Annotated in this window: 19 protein-coding genes; 11 read left to right on the top strand and 8 right to left on the bottom strand. The window is 70.3% G+C overall.

Translation table 11 applies throughout. The features are described 5' to 3' along the window. Positions 1-26 precede the first annotated feature (26 nt). Together AB0F61_RS17515 and AB0F61_RS17510 are read right to left on the bottom strand one after the other, a co-directional pair. Positions 27-1,130 carry an HlyD family efflux transporter periplasmic adaptor subunit gene (locus AB0F61_RS17515; protein ID WP_357810407.1) on the bottom strand — a complete coding sequence of 368 codons (1,104 nt, stop codon included), beginning with the start codon at positions 1,128-1,130 and terminating at the stop codon, positions 27-29. Next, complete coding sequence (locus AB0F61_RS17510) at positions 1,127-1,546, bottom strand: hypothetical protein (protein ID WP_357810404.1); 420 nt, start codon at positions 1,544-1,546, stop codon at positions 1,127-1,129. The genes AB0F61_RS17515 and AB0F61_RS17510 overlap by 4 nt, the downstream gene beginning before the upstream one ends. 296 nt (positions 1,547-1,842) lie before the next feature. Between AB0F61_RS17510 and AB0F61_RS17505 the strand changes: the two genes are divergently transcribed. The 9 genes from AB0F61_RS17505 (at position 1,843) to AB0F61_RS17465 (ending at position 12,175) form a co-directional block, all read left to right on the top strand. Continuing rightward, a complete protein-coding gene (locus tag AB0F61_RS17505; RefSeq protein WP_357810401.1) occupies positions 1,843-3,192 on the top strand; it encodes a histidine kinase in 1,350 nt (449 codons plus the stop codon). After that, on the top strand, positions 3,189-3,854 hold the full coding sequence (locus AB0F61_RS17500; protein ID WP_357810398.1) for a response regulator transcription factor: 666 nt from the start codon (positions 3,189-3,191) through the stop codon (positions 3,852-3,854). Before AB0F61_RS17505 ends, AB0F61_RS17500 begins: the two co-directional genes overlap by 4 nt. Before the next feature lie 199 nt (positions 3,855-4,053). Then, positions 4,054-4,305, top strand: a complete 252-nt coding sequence (locus tag AB0F61_RS17495; protein WP_357810395.1) for a transcriptional regulator — start codon at positions 4,054-4,056, stop codon at positions 4,303-4,305. An 80-nt stretch (positions 4,306-4,385) separates the two neighbouring features. Then, a complete protein-coding gene (locus tag AB0F61_RS17490) occupies positions 4,386-4,916 on the top strand; it encodes a hypothetical protein (RefSeq protein ID WP_357810392.1) in 531 nt (176 codons plus the stop codon). A 361-nt stretch (positions 4,917-5,277) separates the two neighbouring features. Continuing rightward, on the top strand, positions 5,278-7,404 hold the full coding sequence (locus AB0F61_RS17485) for a molybdopterin oxidoreductase family protein (protein ID WP_357810584.1): 2,127 nt from the start codon (positions 5,278-5,280) through the stop codon (positions 7,402-7,404). A gap of 16 nt (positions 7,405-7,420) precedes the next feature. Continuing rightward, positions 7,421-7,768, top strand: a complete 348-nt coding sequence (locus AB0F61_RS17480) for a molybdopterin oxidoreductase (RefSeq protein ID WP_196924121.1) — start codon at positions 7,421-7,423, stop codon at positions 7,766-7,768. Next, entirely contained in the window at positions 7,768-10,401 is a 2,634-nt protein-coding gene (nirB, locus tag AB0F61_RS17475) for a nitrite reductase large subunit NirB (protein ID WP_357810388.1), read from the top strand. The genes AB0F61_RS17480 and nirB overlap by 1 nt, the downstream gene beginning before the upstream one ends. Continuing rightward, the gene (locus AB0F61_RS17470) at positions 10,401-10,730 is read left to right on the top strand and encodes a Rieske (2Fe-2S) protein (protein ID WP_357810385.1); all 330 of its coding nucleotides are present in this window, start codon (positions 10,401-10,403) and stop codon (positions 10,728-10,730) included. The genes nirB and AB0F61_RS17470 overlap by 1 nt, the downstream gene beginning before the upstream one ends. A 53-nt stretch (positions 10,731-10,783) precedes the next feature. Beyond that, complete coding sequence (locus tag AB0F61_RS17465; protein ID WP_357810382.1) at positions 10,784-12,175, top strand: nitrate/nitrite transporter; 1,392 nt, start codon at positions 10,784-10,786, stop codon at positions 12,173-12,175. Between the two features lie 156 nt (positions 12,176-12,331). Here AB0F61_RS17465 and AB0F61_RS17460 read toward each other — a convergent pair whose 3' ends face one another. From AB0F61_RS17460 to AB0F61_RS17440, 5 genes are all read right to left on the bottom strand, one after another. Continuing rightward, positions 12,332-12,913, bottom strand: a complete 582-nt coding sequence (locus AB0F61_RS17460; RefSeq protein ID WP_357810379.1) for a hypothetical protein — start codon at positions 12,911-12,913, stop codon at positions 12,332-12,334. Between the two features lie 92 nt (positions 12,914-13,005). Next, a complete protein-coding gene (locus AB0F61_RS17455) occupies positions 13,006-18,183 on the bottom strand; it encodes a trypsin-like peptidase domain-containing protein (RefSeq protein ID WP_357810376.1) in 5,178 nt (1,725 codons plus the stop codon). A 16-nt stretch (positions 18,184-18,199) separates the two neighbouring features. Further along, positions 18,200-18,520: a trypco2 family protein gene (locus tag AB0F61_RS17450; protein ID WP_146758808.1), complete on the bottom strand. Its 321-nt coding sequence runs from the start codon at positions 18,518-18,520 to the stop codon at positions 18,200-18,202. A gap of 335 nt (positions 18,521-18,855) precedes the next feature. Beyond that, positions 18,856-18,984 (bottom strand): NAD-dependent epimerase/dehydratase family protein, encoded by a 129-nt coding sequence (locus AB0F61_RS17445; RefSeq protein ID WP_357810371.1) that lies wholly within the window; start codon positions 18,982-18,984, stop codon positions 18,856-18,858. Between the two features lie 74 nt (positions 18,985-19,058). Further along, the gene (locus AB0F61_RS17440) at positions 19,059-19,973 is read right to left on the bottom strand and encodes a helix-turn-helix transcriptional regulator (RefSeq protein WP_357810368.1); all 915 of its coding nucleotides are present in this window, start codon (positions 19,971-19,973) and stop codon (positions 19,059-19,061) included. Between the two features lie 171 nt (positions 19,974-20,144). Here AB0F61_RS17440 and AB0F61_RS17435 point away from each other — a divergent pair, with 171 nt between their 5' ends. Both AB0F61_RS17435 and AB0F61_RS17430 read left to right on the top strand, forming a co-directional pair. Further along, positions 20,145-21,005 (top strand): SDR family NAD(P)-dependent oxidoreductase, encoded by an 861-nt coding sequence (locus tag AB0F61_RS17435; RefSeq protein ID WP_357810365.1) that lies wholly within the window; start codon positions 20,145-20,147, stop codon positions 21,003-21,005. A gap of 687 nt (positions 21,006-21,692) precedes the next feature. Next, entirely contained in the window at positions 21,693-21,827 is a 135-nt protein-coding gene (locus tag AB0F61_RS17430) for a hypothetical protein (protein WP_357810589.1), read from the top strand. A 283-nt stretch (positions 21,828-22,110) separates the two neighbouring features. Here the strand turns inward: AB0F61_RS17430 and AB0F61_RS17425 are convergent, their stop codons facing one another. After that, a complete protein-coding gene (locus AB0F61_RS17425) occupies positions 22,111-23,136 on the bottom strand; it encodes a saccharopine dehydrogenase NADP-binding domain-containing protein (protein ID WP_357810362.1) in 1,026 nt (341 codons plus the stop codon). Positions 23,137-23,155: the final 19 nt, after the last annotated feature.

The raw sequence follows: 23,155 nt of genomic DNA, 5'->3' as shown, positions 1-23,155 counted from the left end.
GGATGGGTGCCACTCGGTGTGGTCGGTCATGACGAGGGCACCTCCACGGTCTGGTCGGCGGTGAGGCCGTGGACGATCTCCACCTGGCCGGTGCTCTCGTCGAAGCTGCCCGGTTCCACCTGTGTTGCGGCGCCGCCGGCCAGACACACCTGGTAGCCGCCGCCCGGCCGCGCGAGCAGTGCGGCGATCGGGACCAGCAGGACATTGGGACGGGTGCCGGTGACGATGTCGACGGTCACCGGTGCCTGATCCAGGTCGGAGCCGCGGGGCAGGCGGACCGCGATGGTGAGGGAGACCGTCGCCGTGTCCGGGTTCGCCGGCTGCTGCGGGCCGTTGCCGGAGCCACCGGAGGGCGCCGTCGCGACCTCGCCGACGCCGGTGACCCGACCGGGAATCGGTTCGGCGTCCGGTAAGCCGACCTCGACAGGGTCGCCGGTGTGTACTGAGCTGCGCTGCGCGGTGTCCAACTGTGCCGTCACCGCCCGGTCCGTCGACGTCCCGGTGAGCACCGTCGTCCCGGGCCCGACGGTGCCGCCGACCCGGATCTGCAACTGGGTGACGCGCAGCGGGGCGGGCAGGAAGACGATCTGGGCCTGGGTGAGCCGTCCGGTGCGCTGGTAGGCCGGCCGCCCCCAGGACGCCTCCCAGCGTCGGATAGCCGTGGCCGTGGCGGCGCTGAAGTGCCGGTCCACAGTAATCCGGTGGTAAGGGTCGAAGCCCATGTCGACGAGGTTGCGCTCCAGTTGGCGCACGTCGGGACCGTCGCTCATCCCGTACCGGAAGTCGCGGTAGGCAGGAACGCTGCCCAGCAGGAGGCGGACAGGTATGTCGGCGACCCGATAGAGGACGGCGCCGCGGCCGAACGTGGCGCCCGAGTCGGGCCCTGCGGTCAGCACGCCTGGCATGCCCCGATGGTCGACGGTGTAGGAGCCCAGGTAACCGAGGACACCGCTGACCTGGATGCGTTCGGTGAGCGTGCCTTGGGTGACCTTGGCGGTTCCGATGGCCACCGCGGCGGCGGGTGGGTCGGGGGCGTCCCCCTGGGGGCGGGCGGCGTAGGCCACGCCGGCGGCGAGCGGCGCGGCCACCGCGACCGCGAGCACCGTGGCGGTCCGGCGCCGGCGGCTCACTTCTTGCCTCCGTTCGCGCCACCGCCGTTGTCGTGGATGCGGACCTCCCCGCTCCAGATCTGCCTGCACGCCTGGGCTGCTGTGTTCATCCGCTGAGGCGGGACTCCGTTGGCCAGCGGGGTTCCGGTGAGGTCGAATTCGCCGGCGGCGTTCGGGTCGGGGAACTCGGGGACGCCGTGTTCGCGGATGCACTTGGCGTACTCGCCGAGCTTGCGCACGTCCTCCGAGGAGAGTTGTGCCTTGGGGCGGAACGCCGTCGGGGGATACCGGTCCTCGATCGACTTGCACGCCTCGATGGCCGCCGGATGGTTCCGCAGGTCGCTCTTCCAGTCGTACCCGCCCTGGGGTGGGAATTGGAGGTATCCCTCCGAGCCGACGTCGGCGTCCGGCATTCGGGGCAGACCGTGATCGCGCATGCACGTGACCCACTCCTGGCCGAGGGCGAGGAGTTGCTGGCGGCTCACCGAGGCAGACGCCGACGGAGTTGGCGCCCCGGAGGCAGAATCGCCGCGGTCGCATCCGACAGCCCCGGCCCCGACGGCGAGCAGGGCGGCTAGAAGAACTCTGGACGTTGTTCTGGTCATGGCTACACGGTGCCTGCCGTAGCGATTCACCTCGTCGGACCGGAGTCGGTCCTTTGGCCGCCGCCGGTACCGCCGACGTAGCACCTGAGTCGGACGCTGCCGACGCCCTCCGTCCCTACGATGGGAGGGTGCCCCGGTTCGTGCCGCGCCACCTCCTGACCGACGCCGCGCTGGCGCTGGTGCTGATCATGCTGACCTTGGGGCCCGGGCTCGTGGCCAGGACGATCGCGGATGCCGCCGGGGAGTACGTGAAGAAGAACGCTCTCCCGGCGGACCACCTGTGGTGGATGTTCGCCGGGCTGATCGTTCTCGGCCTGCTGATCAGGCAGCACCATCCTCCGGTGGCACTGGTCCTCACCGGGGCGGGGGTGTTCGGCCATCTGTTCAGCGACGCCAAGTTCCAGCTGCTCGATCTGGCACTTCCGCTGGTCCTGTACACCGTGGCCGCGTTGGGCCGAAACCGGCGGGTCTCGCTCGCCGTTCTGGCCCTCACCATGCTGCTGACCTACGCGGCGATGCTGAGCGGCCGAATCCATGCCGAACAGCAGGAGTTTGCGAGGTCCGGCAAGCAGGTTACGCAAGAGCAGGTCGCGCAGAGGCAGGTCGAGGGGGCGTCGGCCGACGACGGGGTCAAGCGAGTGCTGGCACCGCCGTCGGTGTTCTCGGTCGACAGACTGGTCAATGTCGGCCAGTCGGTCACGGAGCTGTGGCTGCTGCTGGTCGCGGCGTTCGCCGTTGGTGACGCGATGCGTAGCCGGCGCGCGCACCTGACCGCGGTCGAGCAGCGCACCGCCGACCTGACCCGGGAGGAGCGGCAGCGGGCGGCGCTGGCGGTCGCCGCTGAGCGCGCCCGGATCACCCGGGAGCTGCACGACGTGGTGGCGCACGGGATTTCGGTGATGGTGGTGCAGGCGCAGGGTGCGTCCGCAGCGCTCGATCGGCATCCGGACCGCGCCGCCACCGCGCTGCAGCACGTGATCACAACAGGACGGGCCTCCCTGGCCGAGATGCGCCGACTGCTCGCCGCCGGGCGCAGCGATCCGGCCGGCGACGCGCGGCTGACTCCGCTGCCGGGCCTCGGCGCGCTGCCCGAGCTGATCGTTCAGCTGCGGTCCACCGGGATGCGGATCGACATGCACGTCGACGGAGTGCCCGCCGCGGTGCCCCCAGCGGTCGATCTGTCCGCCTACCGGATCATGCAGGAGGCCTTGACGAACACGCTGAAGCACGCGGGCCCGGGCGCCGGCGCGGTGCTGCGGCTGGCATTCGAGCCCGGGCGTCTCCGGATGGAGGTGACCGACGACGGCACGGGCATGACGGACGGGGCGGACGGACGCGGCAACGGGTTGCGCGGCATCGCCGAGCGCGTCGCCATGCTGGGAGGCGAACTGGAAACCGGCGCGGCCGACGGCGTCGGATTCCGGCTCTGCGCGACGCTGCCGCTGCAAGCGCGCACGATCACATCGGTACCGCGATGAGCATACGAGTCGTGCTGGTCGACGATCAGACGCTGGTGCGCACCGGGTTCCGGCTGGTGCTTGAGGAGACCGGCGACATCGAGGTGGTCGGGGAGGCCGCCGATGGGTCGCAGGCGTTGAACGAGGTGGCCCGCAGCCGGCCCGACGTCGTCCTGATGGACGTGCGGATGCCCGGCCTGAACGGCATCGAGGCGACCCGCCGCATCCGCCTCGGTGGGCACCCGGCCCGTGTGATCATCCTGACCACCTTCGACCTGGACGAGTACGTGCTCGCCGGGCTTCGCGCCGGAGCCAGTGGCTTCCTGCTCAAGGACGCGCTCGCCGCCGACCTGATCTCCGCCGTACGAGTGGTGGCCGCCGGCGAGGCGGTGGCCGCGCCCACCGTCACCCGCCGCCTCTTCGCGCACTACCTCGGCAGGACCCCGCCCCGGCCCGACACGAACGCGCGGCTGGCGGTGCTGACAGAGCGCGAGCGCGAGGTGCTGACCCTGGTCGCGCGAGGGCTTTCGAACGCGGAAATCGCGGCGGCGCTCTTCGTCTCCGAGAGCACGATCAAAACCCACCTCGGCCGGATACTGGCGAAGCTGGGGCTGCGGGATCGGGTGCAGGCGGTCATTCTCGGCTACGAGTGCGGCTTGGTGGAAGTCGACAACGATCGGTAGGCGAAACGGTATTTGTCACGTCAAACTGAGACGGTTGTTGTTTGGGGTGTCATGGGCCAACGTCGCGCTGATCCTCGGAGACTGATCAGCGGGTCGCGGCCCGCCGCAGCACCGCGACGATCTCCCTGATGTCGCTCTCGGAGAGCCGGGGCAGTTCGCCAGCGAACCGGACCGTCACCCGTACCGTTATCGTCGAGGCATGCCCCGCGAGACCATTGAATCTGTTGCTCGCTCCCGCGCCATCACCGCAGCGGCGGTTCTGCAGCAGCTGGTCGATCTACGCTCCTACCCCCACCGGCACCTTGCCGTGGCCGCCTATGCCCCCGGCGGGGACAGCATCAGCCAGGCCCTTGCCGCTGCCGACTACCTCAGCCACATGGGGTGGGACCTCATCAATGTGACGGAGGTTGGGAGCAGCAGAACACTGCACGCGATCATGAGACGTAGATGAGTCAGTGGATGTCGCGTTCCATCGGCCGTCAGCGGTTGACCTGAGTGCCTAGCCTAGAGAGATAGGCGAGCTTCCACCTCATGCTTGTACGGGAGGAAAGCAGAGTGGACGGATCTCCGGCAACAGATGTCACCACCCCGCACAGGATCACCACGATCGTCGCGATCGCCACTGACGACACCTTCGCACACGTCTACTCGGACGTGCGGCAAATGATCGAGGATGGGTTCGGTGATGCCGACACCCGTCGGGGGCCCCTGGAATTCTTCAGCGCGGCAGGCGCACAACTGGTTCCGGTATTCGGGCCGGCCTGGCAACTGGTCGACCTACGGGAGAGCCGCGACGAACCCGACGTCGACCGACTGCGCCAGCGCCTCGCAGCCGTAGTGGACCACGTCGTGGCATACCTCAGGAAGCATCCCGAGTTCGTCAAGGCGAGCGGTCTGACACTCGATGAGGCACTCCTCCATCTTCCCCGACCGGCCGAGCAGGACCTTGCCCACGTCCTGGCCCTCCTCCCGCACCACACCGACGACGACAAGACCATCCAGCCGCTCAGTCAAGGGGGCTGGTTCCACAACAGTCTTCACGCCGCCGGCTGGACGCACTGAGGGCGACCATCGCGCCCCCGCCATCTGCGCGGACGCACGAGCCACGTACTCCCACTGGGTTCGCCGCCTGAGGCCTCTACAGAACCCCAGCTCCCGGGTGCAGCTGTTGACCCCGGACAGCTGCCGCTCGCGGTTCACGTCGCGCCGTGGGCGGTAGTTGGCCGGTTTCGACCTGTTGAACCACGCCGCCGACCACACATGGCACACCGACGAGCAGGATCATCGATCTCGTTCCAGCCCGGCCGACATCCCAGGCGGCCGGCCAAGACCATGACGCAGCCCGAGGGTCGCAGAGCGTTACGACCTCGGTATGGACCGGAAACAGTGCCCGGCAAGCATCGGACGGGTGAGCGCATCGTCCATGATCGATACGCACTGCCCCTACTGCGCCATGCAGTGCGGGATCTCCCTGACGATCGGCGACGGGCCGCCTCTGCTGGCGCCCACCGAGTTCCCGGTCAACAGGGGCGGTCTGTGCGCCAAGGGATGGACGGCTGCCGACCTTCTCGACCACAAAGACCGGCTGCTGAGCCCGCTCGTCCGTAAGGATCCCGCCGACCGCACCAGCCCGTTGCGACCGGCAGGCTGGGACGAGGCCCTCGACCGTATCGTCGACGCCATCCGTGCCAGCCAACACCGGTACGGCCCCGACAGCGTCGGGGCCTTCGGTGGCGGCGGGCTGACAAACGAAAAGGCGTACGCGCTGGGCAAGTTCGTCCGGGTGGCGCTGCGGTCGGCGTCGATCGACTACAACGGCCGGTTCTGCATGTCGTCCGCGGCGACCGCCTCGAACCGCTCCCTGGGGATCGACCGTGGCCTGCCGTTCCCCCTGGCCGACATCGCCCAGGCGCAGGCCGTGCTGCTGGTCGGCGCAAATCCGGCTGACGCGCTGCCGCCGTCGATGCAGTACTTCGACGCCGGACGGGCCGCCGGTGCGCGACACGTCGTCGTCGACCCCCGCCGTACGACCACCGCGGGGGGAGCTCATCTCCACCTGCAGCCACTGCCCGGCACGGACCTCGCACTGGCGAACGGGCTGCTGCACGTAGCGATCCGCGAGGGCCTGGTCGACGAGACGTACGTGCGCGACCGTACGAACGGGTTCGACGCGGTCCGGGCCACCGTCGCGTCGTACTGGCCGGACCGGGTGGAGCGGATGACCGGCGTACCGGAACGGGACCTGCGGGAGACGGTACGGCTGCTGGCGGCCGCGACGTCGGCGATGGTGCTCACCGCTCGCGGCGCCGAGCAGCACAGCAACGGCACGGACACCGCGCAGGCGTACCTCAATCTGGCTCTCGCCCTGGGCCTTCCCGGACGGCCCTTCTCCGGCTACGGCACGATCACCGGGCAGGGCAACGGGCAGGGTGGCCGCGAACACGGGCAGAAAGCCGACCAACTGCCCGGCTACCGGCGCCTGGACGACCCCGCGGCGCGCGCACACGTCGCGGCCGTCTGGGGCATCGACCCGGACGAGCTGCCCCGGCCGGGCCGGTCGGCGTGGGAGATGCTCGACCGGCTCGGGACCGACGACGGGGTACGCGTGCTGCTCGTGCTCGCCAGCAACATCGCGGTGTCGGCCCCGCACGCCAACCGGGTGATGGACCGGCTGCGGGCGCTGGACCTGCTGGTCGTCTCCGACATCTTCCTCTCCGAGACCGCAGCCGTGGCCGACGTGGTGCTGCCCACGGCCCAGTGGGCGGAGGAGGACGGCACGATGACGAATCTCGAGGGGCGCGTCATCCGCCGTAAGCGGGCCCTGTCGCCGCCGCCGCAGGTCCGCACCGACCTGCGGATGCTCGCCGACCTCGCCGGGCGGCTCGGGCGCGGCCGCTACTTCGACGACGATCCGCGCCGCGTCTTCGACGAGTTACGCCGGGCCAGCGCCGGCGGGACAGCGGACTATGCCGGAATCACCTACGAGCGCATCGAGGCGGAGCAGGGGGTCTTCTGGCCGTGCCCGAGCGAGGACCATCCCGGTACGCCCCGGCTGTTCACCGACCGATTCCCGACCGCCGACGGGCGGGCGAAGTTCTTCCGGGTGGAGCACCGCGATCCGGCCGAACTGCCCGACGCCGACTATCCGTACGTGCTGACCACCGGCCGCAACATGCAGCAGTACCAGAGCGGCAACCAGACCCGTCGGGTCGGCGCCCTGACCATGGCACTGCCGGACGCCCGGGCGGAGCTGCACCCGGACCTCGCCCGCCGGCACGGCATCGCCGACAACGACGTGGTGGAACTGCGCAGCCGACGCGGGCGGGCTCTCTTCCGGGCGCGCCTCACCAACGGCATCCGCCGCGACACCATCTTCGCACCGTTCCACTGGGCCGGCAGCTCCGCCGTGAACGCGCTGACCGACCCGACGCTGGACCGCCATTCGCGGATGCCGGCCTTCAAGTCCTGCGCGGTGTCGATCGCGCGCGCGGGCGGCCCGGACGACACCGACCTGTTGATCAACCCACCGCCCAATCCAGCATCTCTTTGAGCAAGGGAGCGTCGCTGTGCACACCACTCCCCGTTTCTTGCAAGGCGTCTACAGCTTCGAGGGCAAGGGCCTCGACCGGCCCGGCCTCGTCGACGGCACGCTCAGCTACGTGGTGCCGGGCGGCGTCGTCGCCCAGCCGGTCTACTTCCGGGGCGGCAATGCCAGCGACGAGCTGATCTGTGTCCTGCTCATGCGCGACGGCCAGCCGATGCGGTACTTCCCGATCGGCGCGAAGTCCGACGTCCACGTGCCGCTGCGGGTGGTCGAGGACCTCGACTCCGGCACCGGTATCGAGGTGCACGTGGCGGCGCCCGCCGGGGTGTCCGGCACCGTGATCGTCGACCTGGGGCTGGTCGAGGTCTGATGGACGCCGTCGACCAGCGCCGGCGCCTCGTCGTGGTGGGCAACGGGATGGCCGGCGCCCGCACGGTCGAGGAGATCCTCGAACGCGGCGGGGGCGACCAGTTCGCCATCACGATGTTCGGCGAGGAGCCGTACGGCAACTACAACCGCATCCTGCTCTCCAACGTGCTCTCCGGGGTCGACGACGAGGCGGGCATCTTCCTCAACGACATGTCGTGGTACGCCGAGAACGGCATCACCCTGCACGCCGGCACCCGGGTCACCCGCATCGACCGCTTCGCGCGACGGATCTACGCGGACGACGGCACCGAGACGCCGTACGACAAGCTGATCATCGCCACCGGCAGCCGGGCGTTCGTTCCGCCGATTCCCGGCATCCACCGCCCTGGGCGCGGCTACCACCAGGGCGTGTTCGCGTTCCGCACCATCGACGACACCCGCAACATGATCCGGTACGCCCGCGAGCATGAGCGCGCTGTGGTGATCGGCGGCGGCCTGCTCGGCCTGGAGGCCGCCCGCGGCCTGCAGAATCACCTGGCCCACGTGACCCTGGTGCACGCCGCCGACCATCTGATGAACGCTCAGCTGGACGCTCAGGCGGGCGCGATCCTGCGGCGCAGCATCGAACGGCTCGGCATCGAGGTCGTCCTCGGCGCGCACACCACCGAGGTGCTCGGCAAGCACGCCGTGACGGGGGTCAAGCTCAAGGACGGTCGGACCGTGGCCTGCGACGTCGTCGTCGTGGCCGCCGGCATCCGGGCGAACGCCGAGATGGCCGCGACCAGCGGGCTGCCGGTGGAGCGGGGCATCGTCGTCGACGACCAGATGCGCGTGCAGGACGAGGTCGACATCTACTCGGTCGGCGAGTGCGCCCAGCACCGCGGCGAGACGTACGGCCTGGTGGCTCCGCTGTGGGAGCAGGCGCGAGTGCTCGCCGACCACATTACCGGGACGAACCCGAACGCGGCGTACCACGGCTCTCGGCTGGCCACGAAGCTCAAGGTGGCGGGCGTGGACGTCGCTTCGATGGGCCTGAAGGAGGCCGAACGCGACGACGACGAGACGATCATCTTCGCCGAGCCGCGCAAGGGCGTCTACAAGAGCATCATCATCCGCGACGACCGGCTTGTCGGCGCGACTCTCCTCGGCGACGTGCGGAAGGTCGCGTTCCTCATGCAGGCCTTCGACCGTGGGCTTGCCCTGCCGAAGGAGCGGGTCGAGATGTTGTTCGACCTTGGCACGCCGTCGGCCGAGGTGAGTGCCGCGGAGCTCGCCGACGACGTGCAGGTGTGCAACTGCAACGGCGTCACCAAGCGGGCGCTGGTTGGCACCGTGCAGGGCGGCGTGAAGACGCTCACCGGTGTCATGGACGCCACCCGTGCCGGCAAGGGCTGCGGGTCGTGCAAGGGCCTGGTCGCCCAGATCGTCGAGTGGGCCGCTGACGGCAAGGTCGAGGACGACCCGGCCGCGAGCTGGTATGTCCCCGGTGTGCCGATGCCCAAGGCGGAGCTGATGGCGGTGATCCGCGAACACGGCCTGAAATCCGTCTCCGCGGTGTTCGCCACCCTCGTGCCCGGCGGCGAGGAGGACGCGAAGAGCAAGATGGGCCTGGCCTCGCTGCTGCGGATGATGTGGGGCGACGAGTACGTCGACGAACGCGACGCCCGCTTCATCAACGACCGGGTGCACGCCAACATCCAGCGAGACGGCACCTTCTCGGTCGTCCCGCAGATCAAGGGCGGCGTGACCACACCGGCGCAGCTCAAGCGGATCGCCGAGGTGGCCGAGAAGTACTCCGTACCACTGGTGAAGATCACCGGCGGCCAGCGCATCGATCTGCTCGGCATCCGCAAGGAAGACCTGCCGAGGGTGTGGGCGGACCTCGACATGCCGTCCGGGTACGCGTACGGCAAGAGCTTCCGTACGGTCAAGACCTGCGTCGGCTCCGACTTCTGCCGCTTCGGCGTCGGCGACTCCACTGCTCTCGGCATCGCGATCGAGGACCGGTTCAAGGCCATCGAGGGCCCCGGCAAGATGAAGCTCGCCGTCACCGGCTGCCCCCGTAACTGCGCCGAGGCGTACGTGAAGGATCTCGGTGTGGTCGCCATCGACGGCGGCAGGTGGGAGATCTACGTCGGCGGGGCCGCCGGCGCCCACGTACGCAAGGGGGACCTCCTCGCCGTCGTCGACTCCCCCGACGAGGTCATCACGCTGACCGGCCGGTTCCTGCAGTACTACCGGGAGAGCGCGAACTGGTTGGAACGCACGTACGCGTGGGTGCCCCGGCTCGGCATCGACCACATCCGGGCGGTGGTCGTCGACGACAGCGACGGCATCGCGGCGCGGCTCGACGCGGCCATGGCTGCCTCCGTGGCCGCGTACCGGGACCCGTGGCTGGAACGGCGCGACCCGGTCACTCCAGGGCAGTTCCGCACCTCCCTGCCGTTGGCGGTCCTGCCTCAGGTGCCGGTCCGCGAAGCCGTACCGGTCGCTGTCCCGGGGCCGGTGGTGCCGTCGATCGGCTCCGCCGTGCCGGGGGGCGGCTCGGCCGGCAACGGACACGGTGGCAACGGCCACATGGGGCGCGGCGACAACGGCAACGGTGCCGGTCCGTCATCCGCGGGGCGAGCGTGATGGCCAGGCTCATCGCCGTGGAACACCGGCTCGGGCCGGTCGACGAGATCCCCCTCGGGGAGGGACGTGCCTACGCCGTGGGTGACGACATGATCGCCATCTTCCGGCTGCGTGATGGCAGCCTGCGCGCGGTGTCGGCGGTCTGCCCGCACGCCGGCGGGCCGCTCGCGGACGGCCTGGCGGACATGACTGTCGTCGTCTGCCCCCTGCACCAGAACACCTTCGAGTTGGCGACCGGCTGTTCGACCACCGGACAGCCCCCACTCACCGTGTACCCGGTCCGTGCCGACGCCGACGGACGCCTGGTGGTGGGTCTGCCGCCGGCCTGAGGAGCGAACCCATCACGGTGTCGAGCGGACCGAGGACTCACCTGGGAGGAACCATGACCACGGCCGTGCCCGGCAGCATCGAGCAGGACCGGCGCAGCCTGACCCTTCGCGGACACTGGATCGACGACTGGCGGCCCGAGGACCCCACCTTCTGGGAACGCCGGGGATCCCGCATTGCCCGGCGCAACCTGATCTTCTCGATCTACTCCGAACACATCGGCTTCTCCATCTGGACGATGTGGTCGGTACTGGTGCTGTTCCTCGGGCCGCAGTACGGCATCGATCCGGCCGGAAAATTCCTGCTCACCGCCGTGCCCGCACTGGTCGGGTCGATACTGCGGATCCCGTACACCCTTGCCGTGGCCCGGTTCGGCGGCCGCAACTGGACGATCATCAGCGCGTCGCTGCTGCTGATCCCGAGCCTGCTCGGCGCCTTCCTGATCCGGCCCGGCGTCTCGTACTCGACGCTGGTGCTCATCGCCGCGCTGGCCGGCGTCGGCGGCGGGAACTTCGCCTCCTCGATGGCGAACATCAACGCGTACTACCCCGACCGGCTCAAGGGCTGGGCGCTCGGCATCAACGCCGGCGGCGGCAACCTCGGCGTCGCTGCGGTCCAGCTCGTCGGCCTGCTCGTGCTGGCATTCCTGGGAACGGCCAGTCCCGGCATCGTCGCCGGCATCTACCTGCCGGCGATCGTGCTGGCAGCACTCGGTTCCGCGATGTTCATGGACAACCTCAGCCACGCCCGCAACGAGAAACGGGCCATGCGTGACGTCACCCGCGAACCGCACACCTGGATCATGTCCCTGCTCTACATCGGCACGTTCGGGTCGTTCATCGGCTTCGGGTTCGCCTTCGGCCAGGTGCTTCAGGTGCAGTTCGCCGACACCTTCAACACACCGGTGAAGGCCGCGTACCTGACGTTCCTCGGACCGCTGCTCGGCTCGCTCATCCGTCCCGTGGGCGGTCTCCTGGCCGACCGGCTCGGCGGGGCACGGGTCACCTTCGTGAACTTCGTGGCGATGGCGGCCGGCGCGTCGATCGTCCTGCTCGCCTCCCAGCAACATTCGCTGCCGTTGTACCTGGTCGGCTTCATCGCGCTGTTCGTGTTCAGCGGCATCGGCAACGGCTCGACGTACAAGATGATCCCGGCGATCTTCCGGGCCAGGTGCGGTGTGCAGTTGACCGCCGGCGGCGCGGCCGACCCGCACGACCGGGCGGCGGAGCACGAGGCCCGGCGACTCTCCGGCGCGCTCATCGGCGTCGCCGGTGCCATCGGCGCGTTCGGCGGAGTCCTCGTCAATCTTGCCTTCCGGCAGTCGTTCCTGGCCTACAAGACCGCGGATGCGGCCTACATCGCCTTCATCGCTTTCTACGCGATCTGCTTCGTCATCACCTGGTTCGTGTACATGCGCCCGTCGCCCGGGAGACTTAAGGGCGTCTGACAGCCGGCAGTAAACGGGGGCCATGAGCAGGTCGTCGGTGTCCCGCGGGGATGTTCGTTGCACTCTTGTACGGCGCGGCTGTTGAGGTCGGCAAGGCCGAACTCAGTGAACAGCAGCAGATCGAGTTCGTCGACGCTTGGGCGTCCGTTGTCACGACTATGCAATCTCGTGCTGGCGCGACGACGCTTTCGCCGAACCGTCGTTCATGCCGAGCTCGGCGGGATAGCTGCCGAAGCTCTTCAGGTTGAACTTGCGTACAGCCACCGCCCACGGATTATGCGTGGCCATGCAGACGAGGTGCTCGAAGTGTGACAGGTACGTCTCGCCGCGCTGGGCACGCTCGGCGAGGATGTAGGGCTCCAGGACGCGCCAGGCCTGCCGAGAGCGGTAGCTGACCGTACCCACGAGGAGCCTCGGATCGACCGCCGCAAAAGCCAGCATCTGGCCCAGACCGTTGTAGTACATAGATAGCCGGACCACATGGTGACGGGCCTCGGCCGGCAGGTCACTGACGCTGACATGGGGTGGCGGGTGTCGGACGGTCAGCTCATTGAGGACAAAGTCCTCGGCGCGTAGAAACTGGTCGCTGGATCGGTCTCGGGTCAGCAGCTCAATCGCGACGAGGGTCTGGTTGGCGGTCTGCGCCGAGCGCAGCTGGCGTAACGCGAATACGACCGTCACGACAACCGCGATGGCAGATCCGCCGGCCGCGACGACATTCGCCAGGTCAGCTATCACAAGTCCTGAGGGTAGTAAGTTGAGGCGAGTGTCGATGGCTGTATCCCCGCGCTTCGGACTAACGCGACCACGAGCCACATTGGTCGCTGGGGTCAGTCGGCGGGGCGCGAAGCGTACCGACCGTGCGCCACCAGGTCGGTGAGCAGGTCCGGCGGGATCTCGTACAGGAATCCACAGGTGCGGTCCACGGCGAGAGCGCCGCCGTCGACGCCGGAGATGTCCGCGTCCAAGGTGGTGTCGCAGCGGTCGCAGTGCACCCGGGGCCGGGGGTTTCGGCGGCTGCCCCCGACCTGCGCAGTGGGGGCCGGCAGACGGGTGAGTCGCTGGGCGACCGCGACGCGACCGGTACGGATGTCGATGCTCAGGTCACTGGCGCACCCCTGGCAGGTGAAGGACTTCACGGCGGGATGCGCGCCGTTGCCCTGCAGCACGAACGGGGCCCGGCAGCCGGCGCAGGTCAACGGTCGCCGCCAATGGCCGGCGGGCGGGTTGTCCGGTGCGGCCGGCGGGCTGCCCGGGCGTGGACCGACCAACCGTGTCGAGGCGGGTCCCGGCGCGGGAAAGCCCGTCGGGGTCGGCCGGTCGGCCAGGCGCGACCGTACCCTGTTCCACGCGCCGGTCGCCGGGGCCGCGTCGAGCCGCGGCTGCGCCAGCGGGCGCAGCTGCGCGCGGTGCACCTCGTCGGGGTACGCGTCCCACAACCGGACCCAGAGGGGCGCGAAAACCTCCGCCGCCAGGCCCGGCAGCAGCTCCCGGGAGAACCGCCACGCCGCCTCGGACGGCGCCACCGAGATCAGCCACCGCCACAGGACAGCCCAGACCTCGGTGCGCTGCCAGGTGGTCAGCTCCCGCTGGGCGGCCTCGAGCGACTCGGGCCGCGCCTGCCACTCGTCCACGATCCGGTCGATCACGCCGTACGCCTGGTCGACCGGGGCGTTGGACTCGACCGCCGCCCGCACCACGTCCAGGTCGGTCGGATCGTCGCTGATGAGGTCCTTGGCGATGAGCGCCCAGGACGGCCGTGTCCCGTTGCGGCGCAGCCAGTTCGCGACGACGACACGGAAATCCCGGTCCCGCAGCAGGTGCCGGCACGGCCCCTCGTGTATCGCGATCCGCCACAGCGGGCCGGCCGAGAACTCGTATGTGTCCGCCGCGCTGAACCAACGGTGCACCAGCTCGCCCAGGTGCGTGCCGTCGAGGTCGCCGGCCGTCGCGGCCAGCACCCCCGCCCACCGCTTGTCGGTCATCTCGGTCAGCAGCCAGGGCAGCGCCAGGGCGCGGGCCCGGTCGGCGGGCAGTGACGGGCGGATGGCGGCGTAGACGGCGCCCCACGCCGGTCGAGGGACGGCGAGCCACCGTTCGGCGTGGACCAGCACGGCCGGTTCGGCGGGGGTGCCCGCCGAGGCGGTGGTCGCGACCTGGAGGAGCTGCGCCGCGCGACCGGACGCCGGGTGGGCGCGTACCCAGTCCAGCAGGGTGCGGGCCGTCCGTTCCCGGTGCTCGGGGGCCGTGGCTCGGGCGATCCGGGAGGCGAGGTCACCCCACGCGGTCTCCTCGTCGGGGTAGCGGGTGAGCCAGAGCAGCGCGGTGTCCGCCACCTCGGCGCGCCGCGCCGGTGGTGCGACGCGCAGCATGCCGGCGAACACGTCAGCGCAGTGCAGGGCGTCCAGGCCGCCGGTCAGGCGGTCGGCGCCACGGCCGACGAGCCCGTCGTCCGGCTCCACCATGTTCAGGCAGAGATGGCTGTACACGCGGGGCCAGCGGGTCGAACCGGGGTTGTGGTCCAGCCAGTCGATCGCCGCGGCCCGGATCTCGGGTTGCCGGACGTGGGCCGCCCGCAGCTGCACGAACAGCAGCGACCAGGCCGGGTGGTCGGCCGTCAGCAGGCCGACCAGTCGATCCCGCAGCGGCGGGCAGAGCTCACCGTGCCGTTCCAGGTGGGCACGCAGCACGTCGCGCCGCCAGCCGCCCCGGAGAAACCAGGGCCAGCTGACCAGGCGGGCGAGGGCGTGGCCGGTGGCGACGTCGGTGGGGAACTCCCGCATCCACGCCCCGAGCGCCGGCAGCAGGTCGACCGGTACGGGCGCGGCGAGGATCTGCCGCCACACCAGGGCCTGCTCCCGGCGCGGAGGACCGGCCAGCCAACCGTGCACGACGCCCTGGTGGTCGGCGCCCCGGCGATGCAGGGCGGCGACCAGAGGCGCGAGCGACCCGTCGGTCGCGATCCCGCCGCGGACCAGCCGGTGCGCCACCTCCAGCAGGGGGCGGTACGACCACGGCTGGCGCAGGACGGCCACCAGGGTCTGTAGCGCGTCACCGTCGGCGCGGCCGGTCGTCGTCTCGATCAACACGTCGAGGTCTTCGTCGTCGGGTCGACGCTCGACCAGCCGGCGTGCCGTGGAGTGCCAGGCCGGCCAGCTCCGGTTCGCCCGCAGGAAGGCCCACACCGCCCGGTCCGCGACCGGATCGCGCAGCCGTACCAGCGCGTCGACCAGGTCGGTCAGCCCGACGTCGGTGCCGGCCGACGTGGTCAGCCGGTGCAGGGCGTGGGCCAGCGGGCTCCAGCCCCGGGCAAACCGGACCTGACGCTCCAGGCCGACCCAGACCGCGAGCACCGGGTGGGCGAGGCGGGTCAGGTCCGCACCGATCGCCTCGGCGGCGGCGAGTACGGCGACTTCGGCGTCCAGCCGGGAAAGCGGGGACGCGGCGTCCGGACCGTCGGCGCGACCTGCCGGTTCGGTCGGATACTGACTCAGGGCGGCCCGGGTGACGGCGGCGAGCAGCTCGCGTAGCAGGGGCAGGCTGGCCCAGCCGCGCGGGTTGACCCGCACCGCGCCCAGCAGCGCGTCGCGCAGGTGCTCCCGCCGGACGGCGGCGTGCCCCGCCACGGGAAACCAGACGTCGTACATCAGGCCGGCCAGCAGGGGATGGGCGAGTCGGTAACCGGGGCGACCGTCGTCGGACGGCAGCACGTGCAGGTCGGTCCCGTAGCCGTCGAGGGCGTCCCGGACCTCGGCGGGCAGCAGGTGGAACGACTTCTCGGGGTAGCCGACGTCCAGCCGGTTGACGGCGAGCAGGTCGACGAAGAACCGGTACAGCTCCGGACTGTTGGTCGCGGTCACCCGCGACCGGAAACGCCGGGCGTACGCGGTGATGCCCTCGCCGTTGTTGCGCCACTCGAAGAACAGCTGCGCGGGCAGGGGAACTCCCCCGTCGGGCAGCGCGGGTGCCGGGGTGCCGGTGCGCAGGGCGTACCAGTCACGGAGCTGTTCGCGCAGCGTCGTGTCGTACCCGTCGTGGCGGTAGCCGCCGGTGACCACGTCGCCGTGCCGCCGCTCGAACATCGCCCGCTGCTCGGTCGGGGCGCAGCAGACGAAGACCGGCAGGCTGGTCACCGGCTCGGTCTGCGACCGGTGGGCGAGGATGTCGAAAGCCTGCCGCCAGGGGTCGGGCCCCTGCCCGTCGCCGACGGTGAGCGGGTCGTCCACCCCGATGACCACGTGCCGGGTACGACCGAGCCCGTCGGCGTGCCGCGCGGCGTCGGACAGGTGGGACCCGCCGGCCGGGCACAGCACGGACACGCCGGCGCGGGCGTTGAGCCGGGCCAGCAGTTGCAGGAGCAGGATGCTCTTGCCGGCGCCGGACGGCCCGGTGACCCAGAACATCGGAAGTCGGCCGGCGAGCTGACCCGCGTCGGCCAGGATGACGTCCTCGTACCAGGCCCAGTAGGCCCGTTCCACCTCGTCGACGGCGTCGGTGGGGGCGAAGAAACCCTCGCGGAGGTGGGCCAGGGTGGGTTTCTGGTTGACCAGGACCCCGCCGGGACGGGGGACGACGTGCTCAGGTGCCCGGTCCCGGCCGGTCATCATGACGACGGGCGCGGGGCCGGCCTCCCCGAGCATGGTCCGCAGCAGCTGATCCGGGGGCTCGCCCAGACCGGAGGCGAAGATCTCGCTGACCAGCTTCGGTGCCCGCGCCGCCGGTTGTGCCCACCCGCCGTTGTGCAGCAGGGCGATCAGCCGGCCCTGCGGGTCCGCGCCCGGGTGCAGGTCGACCCGGTCGATCAAGTCGTGCAGGGCGCGCTCGGCGTCCTCCAGCTCGTCCGTCGGTTGGCCGGCCAGCATGTCCGTCAGCCACCGCCGCATCTCCGCGTGCGGGTCGGCCACCGCGATGCGGGGCGCCTCGATCCGGTACCGCAACCGGGCGCTCGCCCGGGGCAGCGCCGCGACGGTCGAGTGCACCCGGGCCAGCTCGTCGAGCAGCTGGCGCAGGACGCCCACGTCGAGGGGTCGGCTCGTCGCCACCCGGTACACCGGCTCGGCGGCCTCCGAGCGTGTCAACTCGGTGTGGATCCGCTCCGCGGCGGCACTGGGATCCTGCGGATCCGCCGTGGCGAAGGCGCGCTCCAGCACCTCGTACAACTGGATCGCGAAGGTGCCGGGACGCCGCGCCGCCTCCGGCACGCGGGGATTCTGCCGCAGCTCGTCGTGGACGGCCCGCAGGTCGTCCAGCCAACCGGCGCTGGCCCCGTTGCCCGGCAGGATCGGCGCCGCGGCGTGGTCGGGCACACCGAGCAGTCGCCACCACCGCTGCGGGTCCGGGACGCCCGGTCCCCATTCCGGCCACGCCCGTTCCGGCTCCAGCAGGGTCAGCGGCGCGCAGAGCAGGCGGCCGGTACGCGGTGCGTGCTCGACCACCACACCGACCAGGTGGTCCCGCACGATCACCGGGCCGCCGGACATCCCGTCCCAGGCGGAGTTCGGCGGGTGGAGGAAGCCTCTCGTCCGCGCGCCGCCGGGCTCGCCGTCGGTCACCGGGGGCAGGCGGACCTCAACCAGGCCCGATTCCAGCTGCGACGCCCGGAGCAGCGAACCCCGTTCACAGAACGACAGACCCCGGTTGGTCTCGGCGAACGCCGGACAACCCCACACGTCCACCCCGTCGAGCGGCGCGAGGTCGGTGCCGGCGCGATCCAGCCGGGCCACCGGGAAGGTGCGCAGCCCTGTTCCAAGCCCGGGTACGCGGAGGAGGGCGAGGTCGGGGCCGTCCGGGCCCGGCGTCCAGATCGCGTCCGGGCCACACGGGACCGTGTGCCGGGCTCCGTGCAGGTCGACCGCGGCGACCGTCCGGCCGGCGGCCACCACGTGCGCGCAGGTGAGCACCACCTCGGGCCGGACGACGAAGCCGCTGCCGTAGACGTAACCGCCCTCGACCCCGACCTCGATCCGCACCAGCCGCTCCGCCGAGGACAGGCCAGCCGACGGTGTCACCAGGACCGGCCTCCCCTCACCGCAGCCGGGTCGCGCTCACCCGGTTGACCTGCACAGGGTTGCCGCTGGCGTCGACCGGTGCCCCGAACTCGATGGTGATGGTGTGGGTGGCCTCGCGCGAGTAGCTGGCGCCCCCGCCCAGTTCCGCCTCGATGACCGGGATCTTGAAGCCGGCCCGGCCGTCGATGTCGGTGGTGGCCACCGCGCTCAGCTCCACGGAGACGGCGTTGATGGGAAACCGGATCTCCGCGCTGGCCGCCCTGGTCTGGGCGAGCGTCAACTCGCGACGCAGCTCCTCGATGGCGTCGGCCAGGTCGAGGCCGCCCTTCCTGGTCATCCGCACCTCCGGGTGATCACGATCGGCGTGCGCCGCCTGATCGGCGTTTCGACAGCATCGCAGGTGGCAGTCGATCATCTGGTGCGGATGCGGTGCGAGGGAGTGTCCGATTTCCGATTGCCGTAGGCCGACGTTTCCGCGCCCAGGCGCTCATCGCCCCTTGTCACCGTTCGTCGACGATTGGCCGGGGTTTTCGGGGGGTAAACGGGGGACCCACAACCCGCAAGGTCCGACCGCCCCTCCGCATCTGCCACGGCGCTCTAGACGCCTCACGGCATGCGCACTGATCGAACCTGTGTCAGCCCTTCCCCGGTCAGCACAACCGTCACCGGACCTCACGCGACGGTGGCCTCGAGAAGGCCGGTCCCACCCGCACGGGCGGAACGCGCCACGGTGGTCGCGGCATGACCTCGCTCGCGCAGCACGTCCACGACATGGGCACCGATCAGACCACTGCCACCCACCACAAGAATTCGTACGCTGAATCGTCCATGGTGGACGCCACCGATTGTCAAGGGGCGATCGACGCCCGTCGGAATCAGGCTGAGCCCGGAGACCTGGTTAAGCTGTCTTCGATCTGGGCGGGAGCGGCCTTGGATGGGCTGGTCGTTGGGGCGTACAACTGCTGTGTCGCCCAGAGCGCGAGCAGGCGCAGGTTGTCGTGTGAGCTGCTGCCGGGATCCGTGGTGTAGATGAAGAGTGTCTGGTCGTCGTCGCCGGGTAGTGCCAGCGCCTCGTATCGGATGGTCATCGGTCCCACGGCGGGGTGGACCATGTGCTTGGTGCCGTGGGTCCGCTCGTGCACCCGGTGGTTGTGCCACCACGTACGGAACTGCGGGCTCTTGATGGTCAGCTCGCCGACGAGTTCGTTGAGCTGCGGATCGTCGGGGTTCCGGCCGGCGTAGAGGCGCAGGGTGCCCACGACGTCAGCCGCCACGGTGGCCCATTCGGGGTAGACCTCGCGGGCGCCGGGGTCGAGGAGGACCCAGCGCGTGTAGTTGCGCTCGCGGGGTGGCAGTTGGGTCCAGTCGGTGAGGAGGGCGCGGGCCAGCAGGTTCGACGCGAGGATGTCGGTGCGGCGCCCGACGATGAAGGCCGGGTGGTCGACCATCGAGGCGATCATCTGGTGCATCGCCGGCCGGACCCGCTGGCCCGGCACCTGCCCGGTGCGGTGCCGGGCCGGCCGGGCCAGGTCGACAAGGTGAGCCCGGGCGGCCGCGTCGAGTTGGAAGACACGGCCCAAAGCGTCGATGACCGCCTCCGACGGACTGGTGTGGCGGCCCTGTTCGAGTCGGGTGTAGTAGTCGACGCTCACCCCGGCGAGCTGAGCCACCTCCTCCCGGCGCAGGCCGCGGACGCGTCGCCCCGACAGCGGGAGGATTCCCGCTGCCTCCGGCGTCGTGTCAGCCCGGCATTTCCGCAGGAAGCCGGCCAGTTCTGTGCGTCGCACCATGTCGCCAATGATGCCGCGCGCGGCGGGCCGCGCCCAGGGGCTGGGTGGGCATGTCGTTCCCAGGTACGGCTGGGCCTGGCCAGAGGTGTTCGGCTCGCCCGCCCGGCAGCAGCATGAAATGCGTTTCCGGCAGGGCACAGCGCTGCCACTCCAGTCACAAGGAGAACACCGATGTCGTACCCCACCACCCGACCCGCCACCTGGTTCGTCACGGGCACCTCCCGGGGCCTCGGCCTGGAGTTGGTCAAGCAGCTCCTTGAGCGCGGTGACAACGTCGCGGCGACGACCAGGTCGGCTGAGCGTCTCGACGCGACCCTGGGATCCGTGGACCGGGCCCGGCTGCTGCCACTTGAGCTGAACCTCGCGGACGAGCCGGCGGTCGCGGCGGCGATCCGTTCCACCACCGACCGTTTCGGCGCGATCGACGTGGTCGTGAACAACGCCGGCTACGGCTTCCTCGCCGCCATCGAGGAGGTCACGGACGCCGACGTCCGGCAGATGTTCGACGTGCAGATCTTTGGGCTCTGGAACGTTCTTCGTGCGGTGCTGCCGTCCCTGCGCGCCCAGCGCAGCGGTCACATCATCAACATCTCCTCGATCCTCGGTCTGACCTCCTTCCCGGGCTGGGGTCTCTACTGCGCCGCAAAGTACGCCCTGGAAGGGCTGACCGAGTCACTGGCCGCGGAAGTCGGCGATTTCGGCGTGCAGGTCAACCTCGTGGAGCCCGGCTACATGCAGACCGACTTTCTGCGTACGCACTCCCTTGGCCTGCCGCCGACCACCGTGTCCGGCTACGAGTCGATCCGGGAGATGACCGAGGCGCACCTGGCGATGCCGGGCACCCAGCTCGGTGACCCCGTCCGAGCCGCAACCGCCATCATCGAGGTGGCGGTCTCGGGTAAGGCTCCTCTGCACCAACTGCTCGGCTCGGACTCCTACTCGCTGGTCAAGGCCCGGATCGATGCACTGACCTCCGACGTGGAGGCGGGCCGCGAGCTGGCGTACACGACGGACATCCCGCAGCACAGCTAAGGGCTCTCCGTTGCCTCCTGGCGTTGCCCGGCCTGGTCTCACTGTCCAGGCCGGGCCCGCCGCCGTTCAGCACGTGACGAGGTCGAACTTCTCCCGCTTACGGTTCCCGGGCCGTAAGCCCTTCGACGACCGCAAGGTTGCTCATCTAGGACACGGCTGCGTTAGGCCGCCGTGTCAGTCATAGCGCTTGCTCTTCGACGAGACACCGACGGAACCGCCGAGACCTAGCTGTACTGACCATGGACGTTGGTGACGGGGAGATCTTGATATAGGTGAGGGCCTTCGGGTTCGGTGTGGATTGCGACGTCCTACCCCGAACCAGCGGAGGCCCTCATGCCCCACCGTAATGCACCCTTGTCCGAGACCGGCCGGCTGCGGCTGGCTCGCTGTGTCGTTCGACGGTGCCCGCCGTCCTACCAGCGGGGCCTCCCGTCACCAAGAGAACGACGTATCCCTTTCATCGCGACCCGCCTACCGCAGGGCATGGGGGTGCGAGTCGGTGAGGCGACACGAACCATTGCCCAACACCGGCGATGCACTTCCCATCGTCGGCACGAGCTGGAACAGCGTAGGGTCGGCGTGCAGCGAAGACCTCGCGCACGCCGCGCGGGTCTTCCGTCACCTGCACGCCTCGATCAGGCGAGTACCACGCTGCACGTTCACCGACCTGCTCCAGGAGGTTCGATCATGTCCAAGGACTCGACGAGCAAGGCGAACGTCAAGAAAAAGGGTAAGACGACCAAGGAGAAGCAGACTGCGAAGCGCCTGAAGCGCGACGAGCAGAACGGGCATTCCTCAAACATCGTGCCCACCGGGCGCTGACGCCGACGGCATCGCTCAATTGTCCGAACGCGGCGATGAAGGTGGGGGCTGACGATCGTCGGGTCCCCACCTACCGCTGCGGCCCTAAAGTTGCGGCAGCGCCGCTCAGTGGTGCACAGGGCACAGGCAGGCGCCCGGCGCTGGTCTCCAACCGCTACGAACGGGCTCGGGCATCAGGTCCGCGGACTTACCTTTCGGGTGCGTCGTGGGCGCTGTCCGTCCGCGGCCGAGTTGGCAAAGTGGCCGCACTGACCACGGTCTGGATCCCTGCACGGGTCGCCGGTCAGCCGCTTGTGTCGAGCGGGACGTGCAGCGAGAGGTGCGAGGACAGGGCGCGGAGGAAGTCCGGGGTGTCGAAGACCGCGCCCGCGGAGGCGACGCCGGTGGTCCTGGTCCGGCCGGTGAGGATGCGGTCGACGGCCTCCACCGCGAGCGGCGCGCTGATGGCGTAGATGTCCTGACCGGCGGCGACCACGCGGCGTTCCGCTCCGCCGGAGCGGACGAGGACGTCGACGACGAAGGTCTGCGCGGAGCGGCCGCGCTCGTCGACGGCGGTCGGTGCCGAGGCGTCAGGAGCGGACAGGTCCGCCACCGCCTTGGCGGTCATGTAGGTGCGCACCTCCGGGATGGCCAGGTGGCTGGGAATGGTGACGACGTCGGCCATGGTGAACTCTCCGATGACGCTCTGGGGGCCGAGCGGAGCCGGGAAGGGCCACTCCAGGGTCGGCAGAGTGTCGTCGTGGTACTCCAGCCGTCCGCCGGTGTAGCGGACACGGCGGCCACCCCGTCGCTGCCCCGAGACCGCGCCCGCAACACGCGTCCCGGCGGTGGGGTGCCAACTGCTCAGGCCGTAGGCGATGTGCGCCTCGTCCGCCGCCGTCCAGTCGCCCATCGCGGTGGTGACCAACAGGTCGCCGAGGCCGCCGTAGAAGGCCATCGCAGGGACCACCACGGTGCCCGCGGCGCGGGCGCGCTCCGCGAAGTGCGCGAACGTGTCAAGGTTCGCCTCGATCTCGGCGGCCACGTCGACATACGGGATGCCGGCGCGCAGCGCCGCCTCGACCAGCGGGGCTGCGGTCGTGGCGAAAGGCCCGGCGCAGTTGATCACGGCGGCCGCGCCGTTCAGCGCGCGGTCGAGCGAGGCTGGATCGTCGACCGACGCCTGCCGCGCCTCGAGCCCCGGTTGGGCCTGCGTCAGCGCCAGCAGCTTGTCCTCGTCGCGACCGAGGAGCAGCGGGACGTATCCGCGCTCGCGCAACTCCGCGACCACGAACCGCCCGGTGTGCCCGTAGGCCCCGAACACTGCCACGTTCCGACCTGATCCCATG

The organism is Micromonospora sp. NPDC023888 (genome assembly GCF_040639415.1).
Taxonomy (GTDB): Bacteria; Actinomycetota; Actinomycetes; order Mycobacteriales; family Micromonosporaceae; genus Micromonospora.
This window is presented reverse-complemented; position numbering and strand designations above follow the sequence as displayed.